Raw genomic sequence first — 16,320 nt, 5'->3', positions numbered from 1 at the left:
GGAGTTCAGTATATGTCCGCGGAGAAAGACCACCTACTAGGGGACTTGGCGGCTCTGGTTGAAGGTGATCTGCGCGGAGATAAAAAGTATCCCATTCGCGGCTTAAACACCTTGCAAGCTGCTCGCAGCGACCAGCTCACCTTTCTTGCTAACCCTGCCTACCAGAAGTATTTGGATTCTACCCAGGCTGGGGCTGTCATTCTGTCACCCGATTTAGACGATAAATTTTCCGGAAATCGAATTCTGGTTAAAAATCCGTACCTGGCTTACGCCAAACTCACCGAGGTTTTCCAGCCTGCCGGCTTGGTGCCAATGGGCACTGACGCCACCGCCTATGTGGCTGATAACGCGCGTATCGGTAAAGAGGTTGCGATAGGCCCTAATGCGGTTATTCAACCAGGTGCCGAAATCGGTGATGGTGCGATCATCGGGCCTGGGTCGGTGGTCGGTCGTGATTCGGTTATCGGTGAAGGATCTCGGTTATACGCCAACGTGACGGTTTATCACGGTGTTGCTATCGGCTGTAGAGTCACTCTGCACAGTGGTTGTGTGATAGGTGCCGACGGCTTTGGGTTTGCACCGGGCGCTGGGCGCTGGGTTAAGATTCACCAGCTTGGTGGCGTTATTATTGGCGATGACGTAGAGATCGGCGCTTGTACTACTGTGGATCGGGGCGCACTCGATGACACGCTCGTTGGTAACGGCGTCATTATCGATAATCAAGTCCAAATCGCGCACAACGTCAAAATTGGTGACTATACTGCCATTGCTGGATGCGCGGGTATTGCGGGTAGTACAACGGTAGGCAAACACTGTCTTATCGGGGGTGCCGCTTGCATTGCAGGCCATCTGACCATTGCTGATCACGTTCAGATCAGTGGTACGACCTTTGTGAATCGATCGATAGACGAGCCGGGGTCTTATTCTTCGGGTATACTGGCGGCCCCCAGTGCGACCTGGCGTAAAAATGCAATACGCTTTGGGCAGCTGGATAAAATTTATTCGCGACTGACAACCCTTGAAAAAAAGTTGGTATCGCCGGATAACAAAAAGAGTTAGAAATTTCGTAAGTTAAGGCAAAGCCAATGATGGGAACTAACGAGATCCGTGAGTACCTCCCGCATCGCTATCCGTTTTTGCTGGTTGATCGGGTGGTTGAGCTTGTGGAAGGTGAATACATTAAAGCCTATAAGAATGTTTCCATTAATGAAGACATTTTCAATGGCCATTTTCCTCAGGCGCCGATCTTTCCCGGTGTGATGATTGTGGAAGCAATGGCTCAGTCTGCTGGCATTCTCGGTTTTAAAACTGTGGGAAAAACTCCCGCCGACGGTTCTATTTATTTATTCGCCGGCGCTGACAATGTGCGTTTTAAACGGCAGGTTATACCCGGTGATCGTCTGGATCTGGAATCTCGGATCGTCTCAGAGCGGCGTGGCATTTGGAAGTTCGAATGCAAAGCGACAGTAGACGATAATCTGGCTGCAGCGGCCACCATTCTCTGTGCTGATCGGAAAGTGTAAGGGCATTTCCATTGATTGATCCCCGCGCAATTATCGATCCTTCCGCCTCAATAGGGGAGGGTGTTTCAATCGGGCCCTGGACCATTATCGGGCCTGATGTTGTCATCGGCGACAATACTCGCATCGAATCTCATGTCATCATTCGCGACAGAACGGTCATTGGCAGTAATAACCATATTTTTCAGTTTGCGACGCTGGGAGAAGCTCCTCCAGACCTAAAATATAAAGGCGAACCAACACGTTTGGTGCTTGGAGATAACAATACCGTGCGTGAGGGGGTTACCTTGCATCGCGGAACGGTGCAAGACAGAGCTGAAACAACGATTGGTAATAAGAATCTGTTGATGGCATACGTCCATGTTGGTCACGACAGTGTGATCGGCGATCACTGCATTATGGCGAATAATGCCTCTTTGGCGGGGCATGTTCACTTGGGCAACTGGGCAAATTTGGGCGGATATTCTCTGATTCACCAGTTCTGCCATGTTGGCGAGCATGCGTTCACCGGCATGGGGGCGGGCATTGGCAAAGATGTTCCAGCGTACGTGATGGTGACGGGCAACCCCGCTGCCGCAAAGAGTATCAATGCGGAGGGGCTGAGGCGTCGCGGTTTTGAAAAAGAAACCATTGCGACAATTCAGCGGGCCTTCAAAACCATTTACCGTCGTGGTCTGACGGTCGCGCAAGCGCTCGATGAGCTGGATCAAGAAGTTGCCGGCTGTGAGGCGTTGCGCCCGTTGGTAGATTCCGTACGCAACTCCACTCGCGGAATTACTCGGTAGTTATATATGCCATTGCGTATCGGTATCATCGCTGGAGAAGCATCCGGCGACGCCCTTGGTGCGGGCTTGATTCAAGCTTTGAAAAAGCGATACCCCGATGCCGTTTTTGAAGGCATCGGCGGACCTCAGATGCTGGCGCAGGGGTTCCATTCCTTTTTTTCTCAGGATCGGTTAGCCGTAATGGGGTTAATCGAGCCGCTCAAGCGACTGCCAGAACTCTTGCGCATGCGCCGATTTTTGATTGAGCATTTTCGACAGTCGCAGCCGGATGTTTTTATCGGCATTGATTCGCCGGATTTTAACCTCACGATTGAAGAAAAATTGCGCCTTTCCGGTATTAAAACGGTTCATTATGTGAGCCCTACGGTCTGGGCCTGGCGGCGAAAGCGAATATTTAAAATTGCGCGCGCCGTTGATCTGATGATTACCTTGTTTCCGTTCGAAGCAAAATTCTATGAAGATCACCAGGTTCCTGTGGCTTATGCCGGTCATCCCCTGGCTGATCGCATTCCATTAACGCCAGATCAGAGCGCGGCTCGACAAGGTTTGGAGCTGGCGGAAGGGCAGGTCTACGTAGGAGTTCTCCCTGGCAGCCGCGGCGGCGAGGTCGGTAATCTGGGGCCTTTGTTTTGGGCGGCAGCCCGCGAAATACTGAAACATCATTCCGGTGTGCAGTTTGTGGTTCCAGCGGCAAACGCCAGTCGTCACGAGCAAATTACGCAGCAACTGTCAGATCAATCTGGCTTGCCGGTTAAGATCATTGATGGGCGCTCGCACGATGTTCTTGCTGCTGTAGACGTGGTTTTAATGGCCTCTGGCACTGTGACCTTGGAGGCCATGTTATACAAACGGCCTATGGTGGTCGCCTATCGTTTTTCCAAGCTGGGTTACTGGATTCTCAAGCGCTTGGTAAAAACGCCTTATGTATCCCTGCCGAATCTACTGGCTGATGAGCCGCTGGTGGAAGAATTTGTCCAAGATGCCGCAACACCTAAAAGCCTGGCGGCGGCTGTAGGGCGATTACTTGACGATGTTGATAAACGGGCTGAGCTACAAGCTAAATTTACCCAATTGCACGATGGTTTGCAGTGTGATGCCAGTGAATCGGCTGCTAAAGCCATCGTCAAATTACTCGAAAATGGAAGATCTCGGAATGGATGATTATTCCGTGGCCACAGACCTGGCCGCTGGCGTGGATGAAGTGGGTCGTGGCCCTTTGGCCGGCGATGTCGTGGCTGCCGCCGTTATTTTAGACCCCAAGCAGCCTATTGATGGGTTAGCTGATTCCAAAAAGCTGTCTGAAAAGCGTCGTGAATCCCTGTTTGAGAAGATTCAGCAGAAAGCTAAGAGCTTTTGTGTTGCTCGTGCAAGCGTTGCAGAAATCGATCAGATCAATATCCTGCATGCCAGCATGCTGGCGATGAAGCGGGCCGTCGAAGGGCTGCATATTCCACCCGAATTTGTTTGGGTGGATGGTAACCGTTTACCAAAATGGCATTACCCATCCCAGGCGGTGGTTAAAGGCGACAGCCTCGTACCTGCGATCAGCGCAGCATCCATTCTTGCCAAAGTTGTCCGAGATCGAGAAATGGTTGAGCTGGAAAAAACCTATCCAGGTTATGGCTTCGCTCGCCACAAAGGTTATCCGACTGCTGTACATCTCGATGCGATCAAACGTCTGGGGGTAACGCCTGTTCACCGTACCAGCTTCGGTCCCGTAAAATCTATCATTGAGCAGATGCCCCTGCTTTAGGCCCTAGGCTTTAGGGCCTCCGATCTGTAAGAGAGACTTGGCGGATATTACAGGGAGTGTGTCAGCGGCCTTTGTTGTTGCTTCTCTACCCACTCCAGTACAGCGATTGTTAATGCCGGCAACATGGTTAATGTCACCAAGGTCGCGCCGAGAATTCCAAACATCACAATGGCGCCGACGCCACGATAAAGCTCGGTTCCCGATCCCGGAATCAATACCAGCGGCGCCAATCCGCAGAGGGTTGTGATGGTCGACATGGCGATTGGGCGAAGCCGAGCTTCAAGAGCCTCCATAACCGCGTCGTGAGCGTTCATGGCGTTATTTTGAAGGTTATCGACCGCTCGGTGCACGATTAAAATAGGGTTGTTCACCACGGTGCCCATCAGAATCAAGAAACCCAGCATGGATATCATGTCGAAGGGTTGAGATATCGCGCTGACCCCGAGAATTGGCAGCAAGCTGCCAGCGGCATTCAATACCCAAAGCCCAACGATTCCACCGGCAATCCCCAGGGGAATAGAAATCATAATGAGCAGCGGATAGCCCCAGTGGGAGAAAATGGCGACCAACAATAAATAGATGATAAACAATGCCACCAAATAATTCCCGCTGAGAGCATTGCGCGTCGCATCCAACTGGTCGGCGGCACCAGAAATGGACATTGATACCCCGGCTGGAATTTCGCCAGCCTGCTGCATTTTGGTCAGCAATTGTTCGGTAACGGTGGCAACACCCGTCTCCAGAGGTACTGAGCGAGGGGGAATGATATTCAGTGTCACCGTGCGATTGCCGTTTACCCGGCGGATACTGCTGGTGTCCATTTTTTCTATAATATTGGCGACGGATTCCAACGGCAGAATATCGCCACGCGGTGTGTAAATGGGGAGTTGCGAAAGGTCCGCCAGGCGGGCGCCTTGTCCAGCTGTGCTGTAGAGATAAATATCAATCTTATCGTCGTCCATAAAGAATTCATCGATAAAACTGCCGTCTGTTAACGCGGCGACGGTGAACCCTAGGGTATCTGCCGATAATCCGGCTTCCGCCGCTCTCTCCCAATTGGGGTGAACTTCTACCATCGGTTGCGCCAGTGTAAGTGAACCTGGACTGGTTTGAATGCGTGGATTATCGAAAAGCTCTCCGGCATGCCGATAGGCCTTCAAGGCGACATCAAAAATTTGTTGCAGATTTGGCCCGGAAATATCGAGGTTAATACTCCGAGTACCACCATCATTGCTGGTAATGATGGAGCCTCTCGATACAAAAGGACGCACGCCGGGATACTCTTCATACATCTTCGTGAGAATTTGCGTTAATGCTTCAATATCGCCGGCGTCCACGGGTTCTGTAATGATGCGTAGGGACTGAGGGTTGATCCCCATATTGATGTACTTTAGGGCTGGAACAGGCGCTGCACCAGAGGCGAAGTCAGCTGGGTCGGCTTCGACATAGGGGAGCAGGCGGGCTTCCAGGTCCATTCCGATGTTGTGCATTTCGGCTAGGTTGTAGCCGGGTGGGGCATTCATCATAGCGAAGAGTTTTGGCTCTTCGCCTTCGGGTAGATATTCCGCAGGTGGCGTTAGAAAATAAATAATTCCACCACTGATCAACATAGTCGCGGCGATACAGGTGTATCGTCGCTTGGCAGTTCGTAATAGCCAGCGGCATCCTAGCAATAAGCGCTGTTGCCAGCCGCTCTGCGAATTTTCACCAAGTGCTGCGGCCATTTGTTCTGCGGTGCGATCAGAGATCCGGCCAAGTGCTGTCGGCACCAGCGTGACCGCGGTAATCATTGAGGCGATTATCGCGGCAGAAATTGCGATAGCGACATCGGAATAGAGTTGTCCGGCTTCCTGTTCGACAAATGCGATCGGTAGAAACACCAGCACGGTTGTCATGGTCGACGCAAATACCGCAGGCCAGACCGCTTTAACGCCAGCGATTGCCGCATCCAAACCGGTTTTACCTTTGCGCCTTTCCAGGGCAATGCTCTCCATGACCACGATGCTGTTATCCAGTGTCATACCGATCGCGAAGGCAATGCCGGCCATGGAGATAACATTGATGGTTCGACCGCTAATCAAAAGTCCAAGAAAGGCAACGATAATGCAAAACGGAATGCCCATGACGCCAATCAAGGTCGACTTAGCGTTGCGTAAAAAGAGGTACATGACTCCAATCGCGAACAGGCTGCCGAGAAACAAATTCTGCCAGACATTGCGGATGGACTCTTCCACATAGCGAACGTCATCTGAGATGGGGGACATTTCCAGTCCGGCCGGAGCCAAGACCTGTTGATTCAGGCGTTCGACTTCGACCAGCATCGCCTGTTTGATGTCGATAACGTTTGAGCCAGCTTCACGCCTTACGCTGATCATTAATGACGGGTTGCCATTGATGTAATTTTCGTCGCTTTTTTCAAAGTGATCGAGACTGACAGTGGCTACGTCTTTCAATCGGACGATGACGTCCCCATCCCGCGATAACACGAGATTGCGTAGCGCATCGAGATCTTCAAAACGTCCAATGGTTCGCAGCAGATACTGGCGCTTACCGGATTCGATTTCTCCGCCGGAACGGTCGCGATTGCGCTCTCGAATTGCAGATCGAATATCGCTGAGTTGTAAGCGACGCTGCGCGAGACGTTCAGGATCCACCATGATTTGAATTTGACGTTCGCTGCCACCGCCCACATTGATTTCAGAAACGCCAGTGACACTGGCCATCTGAGGTTTGACGTTATCCTCCAAAAAGTCCAGTACCAGATCCATGTCCAGGTGTCTGGGGTTGCCGGGAAGAGGCACAACCCGAAAGAACATAAACGAATTGCTGGAAAACGAGTTGGCGTAAATTCTGGGTTCGTCGACATTTTCAGGATAAGACGGTACTTGACTCAGTGCGTTATTGACGCGAATCAGCATTTCCGTGACGTCTGTGCCAAATGGGAATTCAAGTTCGATTTCTGCTTGCCCACTCTCTGCTGTCGAGATAATCCGGGCCAGATTTGGCAAGTTGCGAAGATACTCCTCTTGCTCAATGATGAGCTCTTTTTCCACATCCTGGGGTGTGGCTCCAGGCCAGGTCGTGCGAATGCTGATGACGCGCACGTCGAGATCCGGAATCATCTGTACCGGGATCCGCATGGCAGCCATGATTCCCAAAACACTGACAATCAACGTAATGACCGTTGTGAGCAGCCCGTTGCGAATGGTTTTTTCCAGCATCTTGCCAGAGTCTCCTGATGAGGCGGGGAGGAAATTAGGGCGAATTTAGTATGTGGAGTCGCTGTTGGCTCTGTAGGGCTTCATTGCCACGTACAATGACCTTTGCATCAGATGCCAACCCGTCGATGACCTCGACCCGCTCTGCGAACGACAGACCGGTTGTTACCAGGTTTTCCTTTGCCACGTAGCCGCCACGGTCATCTTCTTCGGCCGTCCAGACAACGGTACGCCCATCGGGATAGGTGAGGAGTGCATCTCTGTGGACCAGTAAGCCCTGGCGGCCGGTTGGTAGGCGCAGATTGGCCTGTACCGAAAGACCGGGAATCAGCTTGTCTGGGGTATCTATCTCTACCCTAAGTAAAAACGTACGCGCGCCGGTTTCTGTGATTGGCACCAGCGTCGCGATATGGCCTTTGAATTCGGTACCGGGGAATGCAGGGCTGCGGAAACTCACATCGGCTCCGGGAGAGATACTACCGAGATAGTTTTCCGGGACGGAAAAATCAAGCCGCAGCGAGTCAGTGGCGACCAGCTCCAGTACGCCGGTGCCAGAATTTACCCATTCGCCGAGTTCCGTGGATTTCGCGCTAATGACGCCGCTGAAAGGGGCCTTAAGTCGGTGACGATCCAGCAGCGATTGTTGATACGCGGCTGCGGCTCGGCGCTCTGCTAGCAGGGCTTCGGCGGTGGCGACTTCTGTATCAATATCTCGAACACTGCTGGCCGCAATACTGTTACTGGCGATTAACGGCTCCGCTTCCTGGCGTCTTCGCCGGGCATCCTCTAGGCTGGCTTCGGCTTGTTCCACTCTTGCCAGATTCGCTGCCAACTGATGCGAAACCAGCTCATCATCCAGTGTCAGCAAAATATCGCCTTGTGTGATGTGGCTGCCGGCATCAACGTTGAGGGTTTTAACTAAGCCGCTGGTTGAGGTCGATAGTCGAGACACGTGTCGTGATGTGACGGTTCCCGTCAAATTGAGTGACTGGTAAATGGATCCTGATTCGGCAGAGCTGATATTGACAGGCGTTCCGGAATCGTTTTGAGCGTATAGCGCTGGTGCCGTGAAGAAGAGCGCAAGTGGCAGTAGCAACCGCGTCCTTTGAGTAAAAGAAACATGCCTGTATAGGATGGATAGAACGTATGACAAACCATCAGCCTTCAGAAAGTTCGAGCCATCGGCTCGTATGATGCGGAAGCCATAATTCCTGAGCTCTATGAATGCAGGCTATAGGAGCTTATGGCAGCTTAGAAAGTGCGAATTGTTCTCAATCCTACCCGCCTGTAAGGCAATTTACTATGGTAGGGGAGGTCGACAGGTGCTACCACGGTCGGGGCAATCGCAGAGGACAGCCGAGCATACTAATTGCCTATCATGAAGCGCAGATGAAAAACTGACCGACAAAGAGAGAACAGATTATGGGAACTACCGTCATTACAGGGGCAAATCGGGGAATTGGACTGGCGTTATGTTCGGTATATAAACATGCTGGAGAGACGGTCGTTGCCTGCTGCCGTAGACGTTCCGAGCCTCTTACGGAGCTGGGGGTCGATATTATCGAAGGCATTGATGTTGCGGAACCTGATGTGGGAAAAACACTCGCGGCGCGCTTGGCTGGTCAGAAGGTTTCTAACCTCATCAACAATGCGGGCGTATGGGGGAAAGCGAGGTTGGGCGCGATTGACTATGAGGATTTCGACCGGGTTTTCGCCACGAATGCCTTGGGCCCATTGAGGATTACCGAAGCACTGCTCGACAATCTGGGGCAGGGCAGCAAAATTGGACTGATCACCAGCCGTATGGGCTCAATTGCCGACAATACCAGTGGCAGTGGGTATGACTATCGCATGTCGAAGGCCGCGTTGAACATGGCCGGAAAATCATTGGCCGTGGATCTGGCGCCGCGGGGTGTCGCGGTTGCCGTGCTACATCCCGGCTATGTGCAAACGGATATGGTTGGAGGGCGTGGGGATATTTCCGCTGAAGAAGCTGCCCAACGACTTTTTCAGCGAATGGCCGCCCTAACCCTGGAAAATTCCGGTTCTTTTTGGCATAGCAATGGTCAGCCGCTGCCCTGGTAGCGGCAACGTTGGGCTCGCTCTCTACCAAAGCGTACGCGTGACTACGATTATTCGCTGGGGACATCCCCACAGTCGCTGGCGAGCCAGCGACCCTGCTGGGTGATGGTCATCTTATCTTCCTGACCTTCCATCGTGACATCCATATCGACCTTACCAGAAAAGTTTTCCCGGTCGGCAACGATGAATTCCCCTGTGCCCGTCATCTTTTCTGCTCCGGTGCAGGAGAGAGTCATGGAGAAGTGGCCTTTTTTCGTCTCGGTCATCTCCTGGGTACAGTCTTCATCTGTTTGAGGAAGGCCGACATTGGCGATCATTTCTTCGGTCATACAGGTTTTTACCGTACGGCCGCCAAGATCCAGATTGATCCCTTGTTCGGCCATCATGCTTTCCATAATGGCCCGTTGTTCTGGTGGCATATTGGCCATCATTTGGCGGCTTTGCTCGATGGCTGCTTCAATGCGACCGCTGGCGCTCTTTATTTCGATGGAATGTTCCCATAAGCCCGACTTGATATCGGGCGTGTCCTTGGCGGAAGCCTGGATACTGGAGAGGGAGAGCAGGGTGATGCCAGCGACGCGTTTCCATGAGTGCATTGTCTTTTTTCCTTAATTTTTTATAAGAACTTGAAACGCATGTTAGCGATTTTGCGTGTTGGTGGATAGCGACGGATAACCCGCTTGGTTACCGCATATTTCCGAATTAAAGGAGGTTTTGTTCAATATGATCATAAAAATGATAAACGTTGTTGTGACATCGCTGTCATTTTGATGCTTAAGCTATTAGCAGGCATAACTATCGACAGGGAAGATAGACTTTAGTTTAAAATTTTTGAGTCGTGCGACTTTTGTCAAGAGCTGAAGTTTCTCGGACCTCTCGTCTTCGGTATACTACGCGCGCTTAGAAAAGTTATCCGTTCTCGGATACAGGCCGCCTGATGTACCACCAAAGGATGAGCCAATAGAGCATCAATCGCTACCGCTACTGTTTGCGGCGGAGATGGATGACACAAAATATGCAAACGGGGTTTAATAAAATCAAGGAGTTGGACAATGTCCGAAACGTTGAATTTGTCGCAGTACGGCATCACTGATGCTGCTGAAATTATTTACAACCCCTCTTATGAGCAGTTGTTTGAAGAGGAAACTCGCGCTGATCTTGAGGGGTACGAAAAGGGCGTAGTGACCGAATTAGGCGCCGTTAACGTGATGACCGGAATCTTTACCGGGCGGTCGCCAAAAGATAAATACATCGTTGAAGACGAGGTTAGTAAGCAGCATCTCTGGTGGAACTCCAAAGACGCGCCAAATGACAATAAGCCTATTTCTCCAGAAGTTTGGACGGATCTTAAAAAGCGGGTTGCCGACCAGCTTTCCGGCAAGCGTTTGTTCGTTGTTGATACTTTTTGTGGTGCCAACGAATCTTCTCGTTTGAAAGTTCGCTTCATTATGGAAGTGGCCTGGCAGGCCCACTTCGTGAAAAACATGTTTATTCGCCCAACAGACGCTGAGCTGGCCAATTACGGTGAGCCGGATTTCGTCGTTATGAACGGGTCGAAAACATCCAACCCTGACTGGGAAAAACACGGCATGAATTCGGAAGTATTCACCGTGTTTAATATGACAGAAAAAATGCAGATCATTGGCGGCACTTGGTACGGTGGCGAAATGAAAAAAGGTATGTTCGCAATGATGAACTACTATCTGCCGCTGAATAACATGGCGTCCATGCATTGCTCTGCCAACGTTGGCAAAGAAGGTGACGTAGCGATCTTCTTCGGTCTGTCTGGTACCGGTAAAACCACTTTGTCTACCGATCCTCATCGCGAATTAATTGGTGATGATGAGCACGGCTGGGATGACGACGGTATCTTCAACTTCGAAGGCGGCTGTTACGCGAAAACGATCAATCTTGATCCCGCCAGTGAGCCCGACATCTACAACGCTATTCGCCGTGATGCTCTGTTGGAGAACGTGACTGTCGACGCCGATGGCAAGATCGATTTCTCCGACAATTCTGTCACTGAAAATACCCGCGTCTCCTATCCGATCAATCACATTGAAAACATTGTTAAGCCGGTTTCCCGTGCTGGCCATGCGACCAAAGTGATCTTCCTGACGGCGGACGCCTTCGGTGTTATGCCGCCGGTTTCCAAGTTGACGCCTGAGCAAACCAAATATCACTTCCTGTCCGGTTTTACCGCGAAGCTTGCGGGTACAGAGCGTGGTGTTACTGAGCCTACTCCTACCTTTTCTGCGTGTTTTGGTAAGGCATTCTTGACTCTGCATCCAACACGTTACGGCGAGGAGCTGGTACGTAAAATGGAAGCCTCCGGTGCGACGGCGTATCTGATCAACACTGGCTGGAACGGTACGGGTAACCGAATTTCCATCAAGGACACTCGCGGTATCATCGATGCGATTCTCGATGGCTCCGTGGACAAAGCAGAAATCAAGACCATTCCAATTTTCAACTTGGAAGTACCTCTCGAACTTCCTGGTGTTGATAGCGGTATTCTCGATCCTCGTGATACTTACGGAGAAGCCAGCGAGTGGGAAGGCAAAGCTCGTCATTTGGCGGAATTGTTCATTGCTAACTTCTCGATGTTCACCGACAACGAAGAAGGTGCTGCTCTGGTTGCTGCTGGTCCTCAGTTGTAAATCACACCGCACTCTAAAAAAAGCGCCGAAAGGCGCTTTTTTTATGTCTGTAGAATACTGGTCGGTGATATATCAACCCGCCCAGTCGATACTGAGCTATGCTCTTAGGAGAGCGTTAAAAACGCTGATCTAAATCAAGAACTGGTTTTGAAAACTGTGACAGGTCCGCCAATAGGGCAAGCAGAGAGAATGGGTTGGCACGTATGACAGAAGAATCTCGACGGCGTTTTAATCGGGTACCCTATTACGAGACGTGTACGTTAACCGTTGAAGACGCTGCGTATGATCAGGGGAGCCTGACGGCAGAAATTGCCGACTTGAGTGCCGGCGGATTTGCCGTCAATGCGGATTTTGAATTGGTGCCGGATACGATAGTACAAGCCGTTTTCGGCAATCAGCGAGAGACCAGTGTGACTGAGCAGTGCACTGTCGCCCATTGCACGCCCAATGATGATAAAGGTTTTACCATTGGTTTTCGCTTTACACGTGCTGGCGGATAGTTCCGCCGGCTACGTTAGTTCAGTAGTTCCTCAAATTTTTGAGCGGCGCGCTTAGTATCCAGTAGTACCTTCCCAAGTTTTGCTTTGGCGACGGCAGATATCGCCAGCACAGTATCTCTGCCAGCGTGAGTAAGAATAACAACCCCTGTTGTTCCCATAATCATAACCTGGCGCATATCGCCAATTTCGATTTCAGATGAGGTGTTGTCAGCCAGTGCCAAAAGGGATGCGCCCATGGCTGCAAAACGGTCCCCATCAACGCCTTCACGCAGTTCAGAGACGCGAATGTAGCCGTCACTACTCATCGCGGCGCAGGCGGTGATGTCTCCGTTGGAATCATGAATCAAATCACGGATTATCTTGTGCAAGCCTGCTGTTTGGCTATCTGATTCATTTTTCTGCATAACATACCGCCCGTATTAAATTTAACGTAAAGTCGCCCTTACAATGCTGCGTCTAGGTTTGGTACTTGCTGCCGCGCTTTGGTGAGCACCATGCCCAAATTGGCAGACAGTCGACAGACGAAAGTCACCACATGGGTAGGTTCCTTTTTACTGCGTAAAAAAACATGGATGAGGTTTTCTGAATTGACGATGATTTCTTTGAAGTAGTGGAAATCATCCAGCGGAAGACCGCGAGCTTGCTTAAAAATGTTTTCAATGCTGACAACGTTGCTGCCTTGAAACAAATCCGCCGTTGCCGCAGCGAGCAAATCCATCACTTCTGTCGGGTGAGAATCTACCGTTTTCATTCCCAGTAACATGCCACTTTCCAGATCGACATAGCCTGCTGCTACACATTCCGGAACGGCAGCTACCGCTGCGGCTATTGCATCGTCAAATTTTGACATTGTTGGTATCTCCTTTGGGAGTGTCGTTGAAGTCGTGGGTTCAGAAATTATCTCTTTGTCAGAGTCTGCTAATTTTTGAACCTCTTCGATCGGATGATCAGCAGCGGCCGTAGGCTTATCCGGTGGTGCTGCAATGACATTCTCTTGCGTTTCACGGGTTACTTTTTTTACGTCAGCTTTTTTGTTTGACGGGCTTGGCTTTGAGATGGTGTGCTCGTCGATGTCGTCCTCGACCTTGTGCTCAGCCATTTCTTCAGCAGTTTCTACTTCGTCTTCGAAAAGCTCTCTCTCACTATAGTCCAGGTCACTGTCAAATTCCGTGTCGAAGTCAATTTGCTCAACACCGGAATCTACTTGGGAAAAGACAGAATGAAACCCATCGTCCGTTGATAGCTCCGCAAAGCTCTCATCGATAGGTTCCAACTTGTCGGAAGAGTCTGACCTAAGATTTTGATTGGACGGTGCTTTCTTCGTCATGTTGGGTTACCGGTGACAGGCTTCTGTTAAATGATCGTCGAAAACCTCAAGAAATTTAACTTGGCGATCAGACTGCACCCAGCGAGGTTCAATACGACGGACAGTTTCGAGAGCGGTGATCGCATCTTTTCCTTGCCATATGAGATAGCTCGCAAGCGCCGTCCCGGTTCTTCCCATACCGGCCCGACAATGAACAGCAACGGGGATCGACGAATCAAGCAAGGCATGGATGTGCTCACATAAGTGAACAGCCGTTTCAATATCAGGAGCCTCCATATCTGGAATTGGGTAATGACTGTGTGCAATGCCGTAGTCTGCAAGCAGATCCACTTCCATGGCAGGCTCAGCCGGGGGCGGTTCCGTCAAGCTGATGAGATGTTTTATACCAACCCTCTGTAACGCTTCCAGATCATAGTGAATGTCGAGAAAAATACCCGGCCGAGGTGTGCCAGCCAGCTGGCCTTTGAATAGCCAAAGAAAACCACGTGGCCCAAAACTATCGCTAACGTAGTTTGTCGCGGCATCGGGGAGTGGTGGCGGGGGTGGACTTTCTGGATCCAGGTCTTCTGGTTTTGCATCCGGAGCGGGTAAACTGCAAGAACCTGATTTCAAAAATGCCTGAGTGATCGGATTTTGAGGCGTTGTAAAAAAAGCCTCTGTCGCTGCGGCTTCCTGAACTTCACCTCCGGCAAGCAGGACCGTTTGTCCTCCCAGCCGTCGCGCCTGTTGTAAATTGTGTGAGACGATCAATACCGCGCGATGCTGGCTTTGTTTTTCAATATAGCGAAGCAGCCGTTCGGTATCTTCTGGGGCGAGGTCCGCCGTGGTCTCATCCAGACAAATGAGTCGTGGATTACAGGCACAAATTCTGACGATAGAGAGATGCCGGTTCTGGTAAAAGGTGAGTTCGGAAACCGGTCGATAGAGTTTGTGTATTAAGTCCTCTAAGCCTGCTTCGCTCAGCAGTCGCTCGGCTAACGCTCTCTGTTGAGCCAGTTCCAGCGTTGCTTTCTCCGGCAGATCGAAGAGGACGTTCTGTAAAACGTTGGCCGTCAGCAATTGAGTACTTTGCATGATCATTGCCGGGCGTTCACCGGTTCCCAGTGTGGTGCCGCAATAGGTGGCTTCTCCCCAGGTGCGCAGATTCGGGTTGGCGTCATTGAGTCCCGCCAGCGTTCGAAGAAGTGTCGATTTTCCAGTCCCTGTTGGTCCAAGCAGAGAGGTGATGCCGAGTGGAGAAATAGCAAAGGTAACGGAGCTGAGAATGACTCTTTCGCCGAGGCCGATGCCGTAATTCTGCAGCTGCAATACCTTACTTGCCGACAGGGGGCTCATGTCACAGGCCCAACTCCATGCGGACAAGTAATGATTGCAGCAGTGTTTTTACGTCGTTTTCACGGCGAGCATCTACTTCAAAAAGCGGAGCCTTAAGCTGTAGTTTATCGAGGGTTTTTTGATAGCTGCTGAGTCTCGGTACCGCCATGACGTCCATACGCGTAATACCGATGGCAACAGGACTGTTCGCGATGAATTTGCTGAAGCTATTCAGGTAGTGTTCCAGCTCTGACTCTGGTGTAATTCGGGCGTTATCGATAAGAATGACTAGCCCGAGCCCGCCGGCGGTAAGAATGTCCCACATAAAGCTGAATCGATCCTGGCCCGGCGTTCCGTAAAGATGCACCCGATTGCCGCCATCCAGGTTGAGAACACCATAGTCCATTGCAACGGTGGTTGTCTCTTTGCGTTTGGCGACATCGTCACTGGCTTTTGCCTCAGTGCTAACCATATCAATATCGCTAATGGTTTTTATGGCGGTGGTTTTTCCTGAGCCGACCTGTCCTGCAAAAATAATCTTGTGTTCCATGGTTAGGCTCTGCGAAGTTTTGCTAACAGGGAGCCGATGATCGACTCGTGTCTGTGGGGTTTCAGTGTAATTTCGTCGGCCTCGCGACCAACCAGTTGTACATAACCGGCTGTGCAGGCGGCACTGTAGAAACGATAGGCATCTTCTTGAGGAATTTTAAGGATACGATGAACCATCTCTGTGGATGTAGCCCGGCCACTGGTCAACGCCGCAATACGCATACAGTTTTGGTTGTGAGGCAAGCGGGTAAAGTTTGGCCAGCGCGCCAGTTGGAAGACATCGGTACTGGTGCAACCTTCCAGTAATTCGCCACCGGAAAGTTGATAGCCGAGCATCCATAGCAATTCGGAGATTTCCCGTCCCTTGTCTCTGGAGTTCTGCACGCTTTGTGAATCGTCAGAGAGTAAGGAGATTCGGGTATTTTTCTTGTCGGAGCGAATTAAGTTGTTGAGCTGACAGCCATTCTGGCGAAACAAGGCGTCTTTTCCCATGACGATGAGTTGTCCGCCGCCTTCGATGGTGAGATGAATATTTTGGCCATTTGCCAGAGCTCTTTTAACTGAATCCAGTACAAAAGATTGTTTTGCCATGAGCGGTGATATCCCGAGCGC

General features: G+C 51.0%; 16 protein-coding genes. 8 read left to right on the top strand and 8 right to left on the bottom strand.

The genetic code is table 11. The annotated features are described in order from the left end of the window. The first annotated feature begins 12 nt into the window (after positions 1-12). The 5 genes from lpxD to rnhB are packed head-to-tail and all read left to right on the top strand — an operon-like array spanning position 13 to position 4,058. Entirely contained in the window at positions 13-1,059 is a 1,047-nt protein-coding gene (gene lpxD, locus ACXAFR_RS13125; RefSeq protein WP_475177572.1) for a UDP-3-O-(3-hydroxymyristoyl)glucosamine N-acyltransferase, read from the top strand. 26 nt (positions 1,060-1,085) lie between these two features. Beyond that, positions 1,086-1,523, top strand: a complete 438-nt coding sequence (gene fabZ, locus ACXAFR_RS13120; protein WP_475177571.1) for a 3-hydroxyacyl-ACP dehydratase FabZ — start codon at positions 1,086-1,088, stop codon at positions 1,521-1,523. A gap of 11 nt (positions 1,524-1,534) precedes the next feature. After that, positions 1,535-2,305, top strand: a complete 771-nt coding sequence (gene lpxA / locus ACXAFR_RS13115; RefSeq protein WP_475177568.1) for an acyl-ACP--UDP-N-acetylglucosamine O-acyltransferase — start codon at positions 1,535-1,537, stop codon at positions 2,303-2,305. A 6-nt stretch (positions 2,306-2,311) separates the two neighbouring features. After that, positions 2,312-3,466 (top strand): lipid-A-disaccharide synthase, encoded by a 1,155-nt coding sequence (lpxB, locus tag ACXAFR_RS13110; RefSeq protein WP_475177565.1) that lies wholly within the window; start codon positions 2,312-2,314, stop codon positions 3,464-3,466. After that, the gene (rnhB, locus tag ACXAFR_RS13105) at positions 3,459-4,058 is read left to right on the top strand and encodes a ribonuclease HII (RefSeq protein WP_475177564.1); all 600 of its coding nucleotides are present in this window, start codon (positions 3,459-3,461) and stop codon (positions 4,056-4,058) included. Before lpxB ends, rnhB begins: the two co-directional genes overlap by 8 nt. Before the next feature lie 47 nt (positions 4,059-4,105). Here rnhB and ACXAFR_RS13100 read toward each other — a convergent pair whose 3' ends face one another. Next, positions 4,106-7,279, bottom strand: coding sequence for an efflux RND transporter permease subunit (locus tag ACXAFR_RS13100; RefSeq protein WP_475177562.1), 3,174 nt, complete (start codon positions 7,277-7,279; stop codon positions 4,106-4,108). 34 nt (positions 7,280-7,313) lie between these two features. Then, positions 7,314-8,372 (bottom strand): efflux RND transporter periplasmic adaptor subunit, encoded by a 1,059-nt coding sequence (locus tag ACXAFR_RS13095; RefSeq protein WP_475177559.1) that lies wholly within the window; start codon positions 8,370-8,372, stop codon positions 7,314-7,316. Between the two features lie 326 nt (positions 8,373-8,698). Between ACXAFR_RS13095 and ACXAFR_RS13090 the strand changes: the two genes are divergently transcribed. Then, positions 8,699-9,361 (top strand): SDR family oxidoreductase, encoded by a 663-nt coding sequence (locus ACXAFR_RS13090; protein WP_475177554.1) that lies wholly within the window; start codon positions 8,699-8,701, stop codon positions 9,359-9,361. A gap of 47 nt (positions 9,362-9,408) precedes the next feature. Here ACXAFR_RS13090 and ACXAFR_RS13085 read toward each other — a convergent pair whose 3' ends face one another. Next, positions 9,409-9,954, bottom strand: a complete 546-nt coding sequence (locus ACXAFR_RS13085) for a DUF3617 domain-containing protein (RefSeq protein ID WP_475177552.1) — start codon at positions 9,952-9,954, stop codon at positions 9,409-9,411. A 456-nt stretch (positions 9,955-10,410) separates the two neighbouring features. Between ACXAFR_RS13085 and pckA the strand changes: the two genes are divergently transcribed. Together pckA and ACXAFR_RS13075 are read left to right on the top strand one after the other, a co-directional pair. Continuing rightward, the gene (gene pckA, locus ACXAFR_RS13080; protein ID WP_475177549.1) at positions 10,411-12,018 is read left to right on the top strand and encodes a phosphoenolpyruvate carboxykinase (ATP); all 1,608 of its coding nucleotides are present in this window, start codon (positions 10,411-10,413) and stop codon (positions 12,016-12,018) included. A gap of 203 nt (positions 12,019-12,221) precedes the next feature. Beyond that, positions 12,222-12,518 carry a PilZ domain-containing protein gene (locus ACXAFR_RS13075; protein ID WP_475177548.1) on the top strand — a complete coding sequence of 99 codons (297 nt, stop codon included), beginning with the start codon at positions 12,222-12,224 and terminating at the stop codon, positions 12,516-12,518. 14 nt (positions 12,519-12,532) lie between these two features. Here ACXAFR_RS13075 and ACXAFR_RS13070 read toward each other — a convergent pair whose 3' ends face one another. Genes ACXAFR_RS13070 through ACXAFR_RS13050 form a run of 5 tightly spaced genes read right to left on the bottom strand, consistent with a single transcriptional unit; the run spans position 12,533 to position 16,299 of the window. Further along, entirely contained in the window at positions 12,533-12,922 is a 390-nt protein-coding gene (locus ACXAFR_RS13070) for a roadblock/LC7 domain-containing protein (RefSeq protein WP_475177545.1), read from the bottom strand. A gap of 38 nt (positions 12,923-12,960) precedes the next feature. Beyond that, positions 12,961-13,845: a hypothetical protein gene (locus ACXAFR_RS13065; RefSeq protein ID WP_475177543.1), complete on the bottom strand. Its 885-nt coding sequence runs from the start codon at positions 13,843-13,845 to the stop codon at positions 12,961-12,963. A 6-nt stretch (positions 13,846-13,851) separates the two neighbouring features. Further along, on the bottom strand, positions 13,852-15,180 hold the full coding sequence (locus ACXAFR_RS13060) for a phosphatase domain-containing putative toxin (protein WP_475177542.1): 1,329 nt from the start codon (positions 15,178-15,180) through the stop codon (positions 13,852-13,854). 1 nt (position 15,181) lies between these two features. Further along, a complete protein-coding gene (locus ACXAFR_RS13055; RefSeq protein ID WP_475177540.1) occupies positions 15,182-15,709 on the bottom strand; it encodes a GTP-binding protein in 528 nt (175 codons plus the stop codon). Positions 15,710-15,711: 2 nt separating this feature from the next. Continuing rightward, complete coding sequence (locus tag ACXAFR_RS13050) at positions 15,712-16,299, bottom strand: hypothetical protein (protein WP_475177537.1); 588 nt, start codon at positions 16,297-16,299, stop codon at positions 15,712-15,714. Between the last annotated feature and the right edge of the window lie 21 nt (positions 16,300-16,320).

The organism is Pseudomaricurvus sp. ABR4_320 (assembly GCF_056159445.1).
This window is presented reverse-complemented; position numbering and strand designations above follow the sequence as displayed.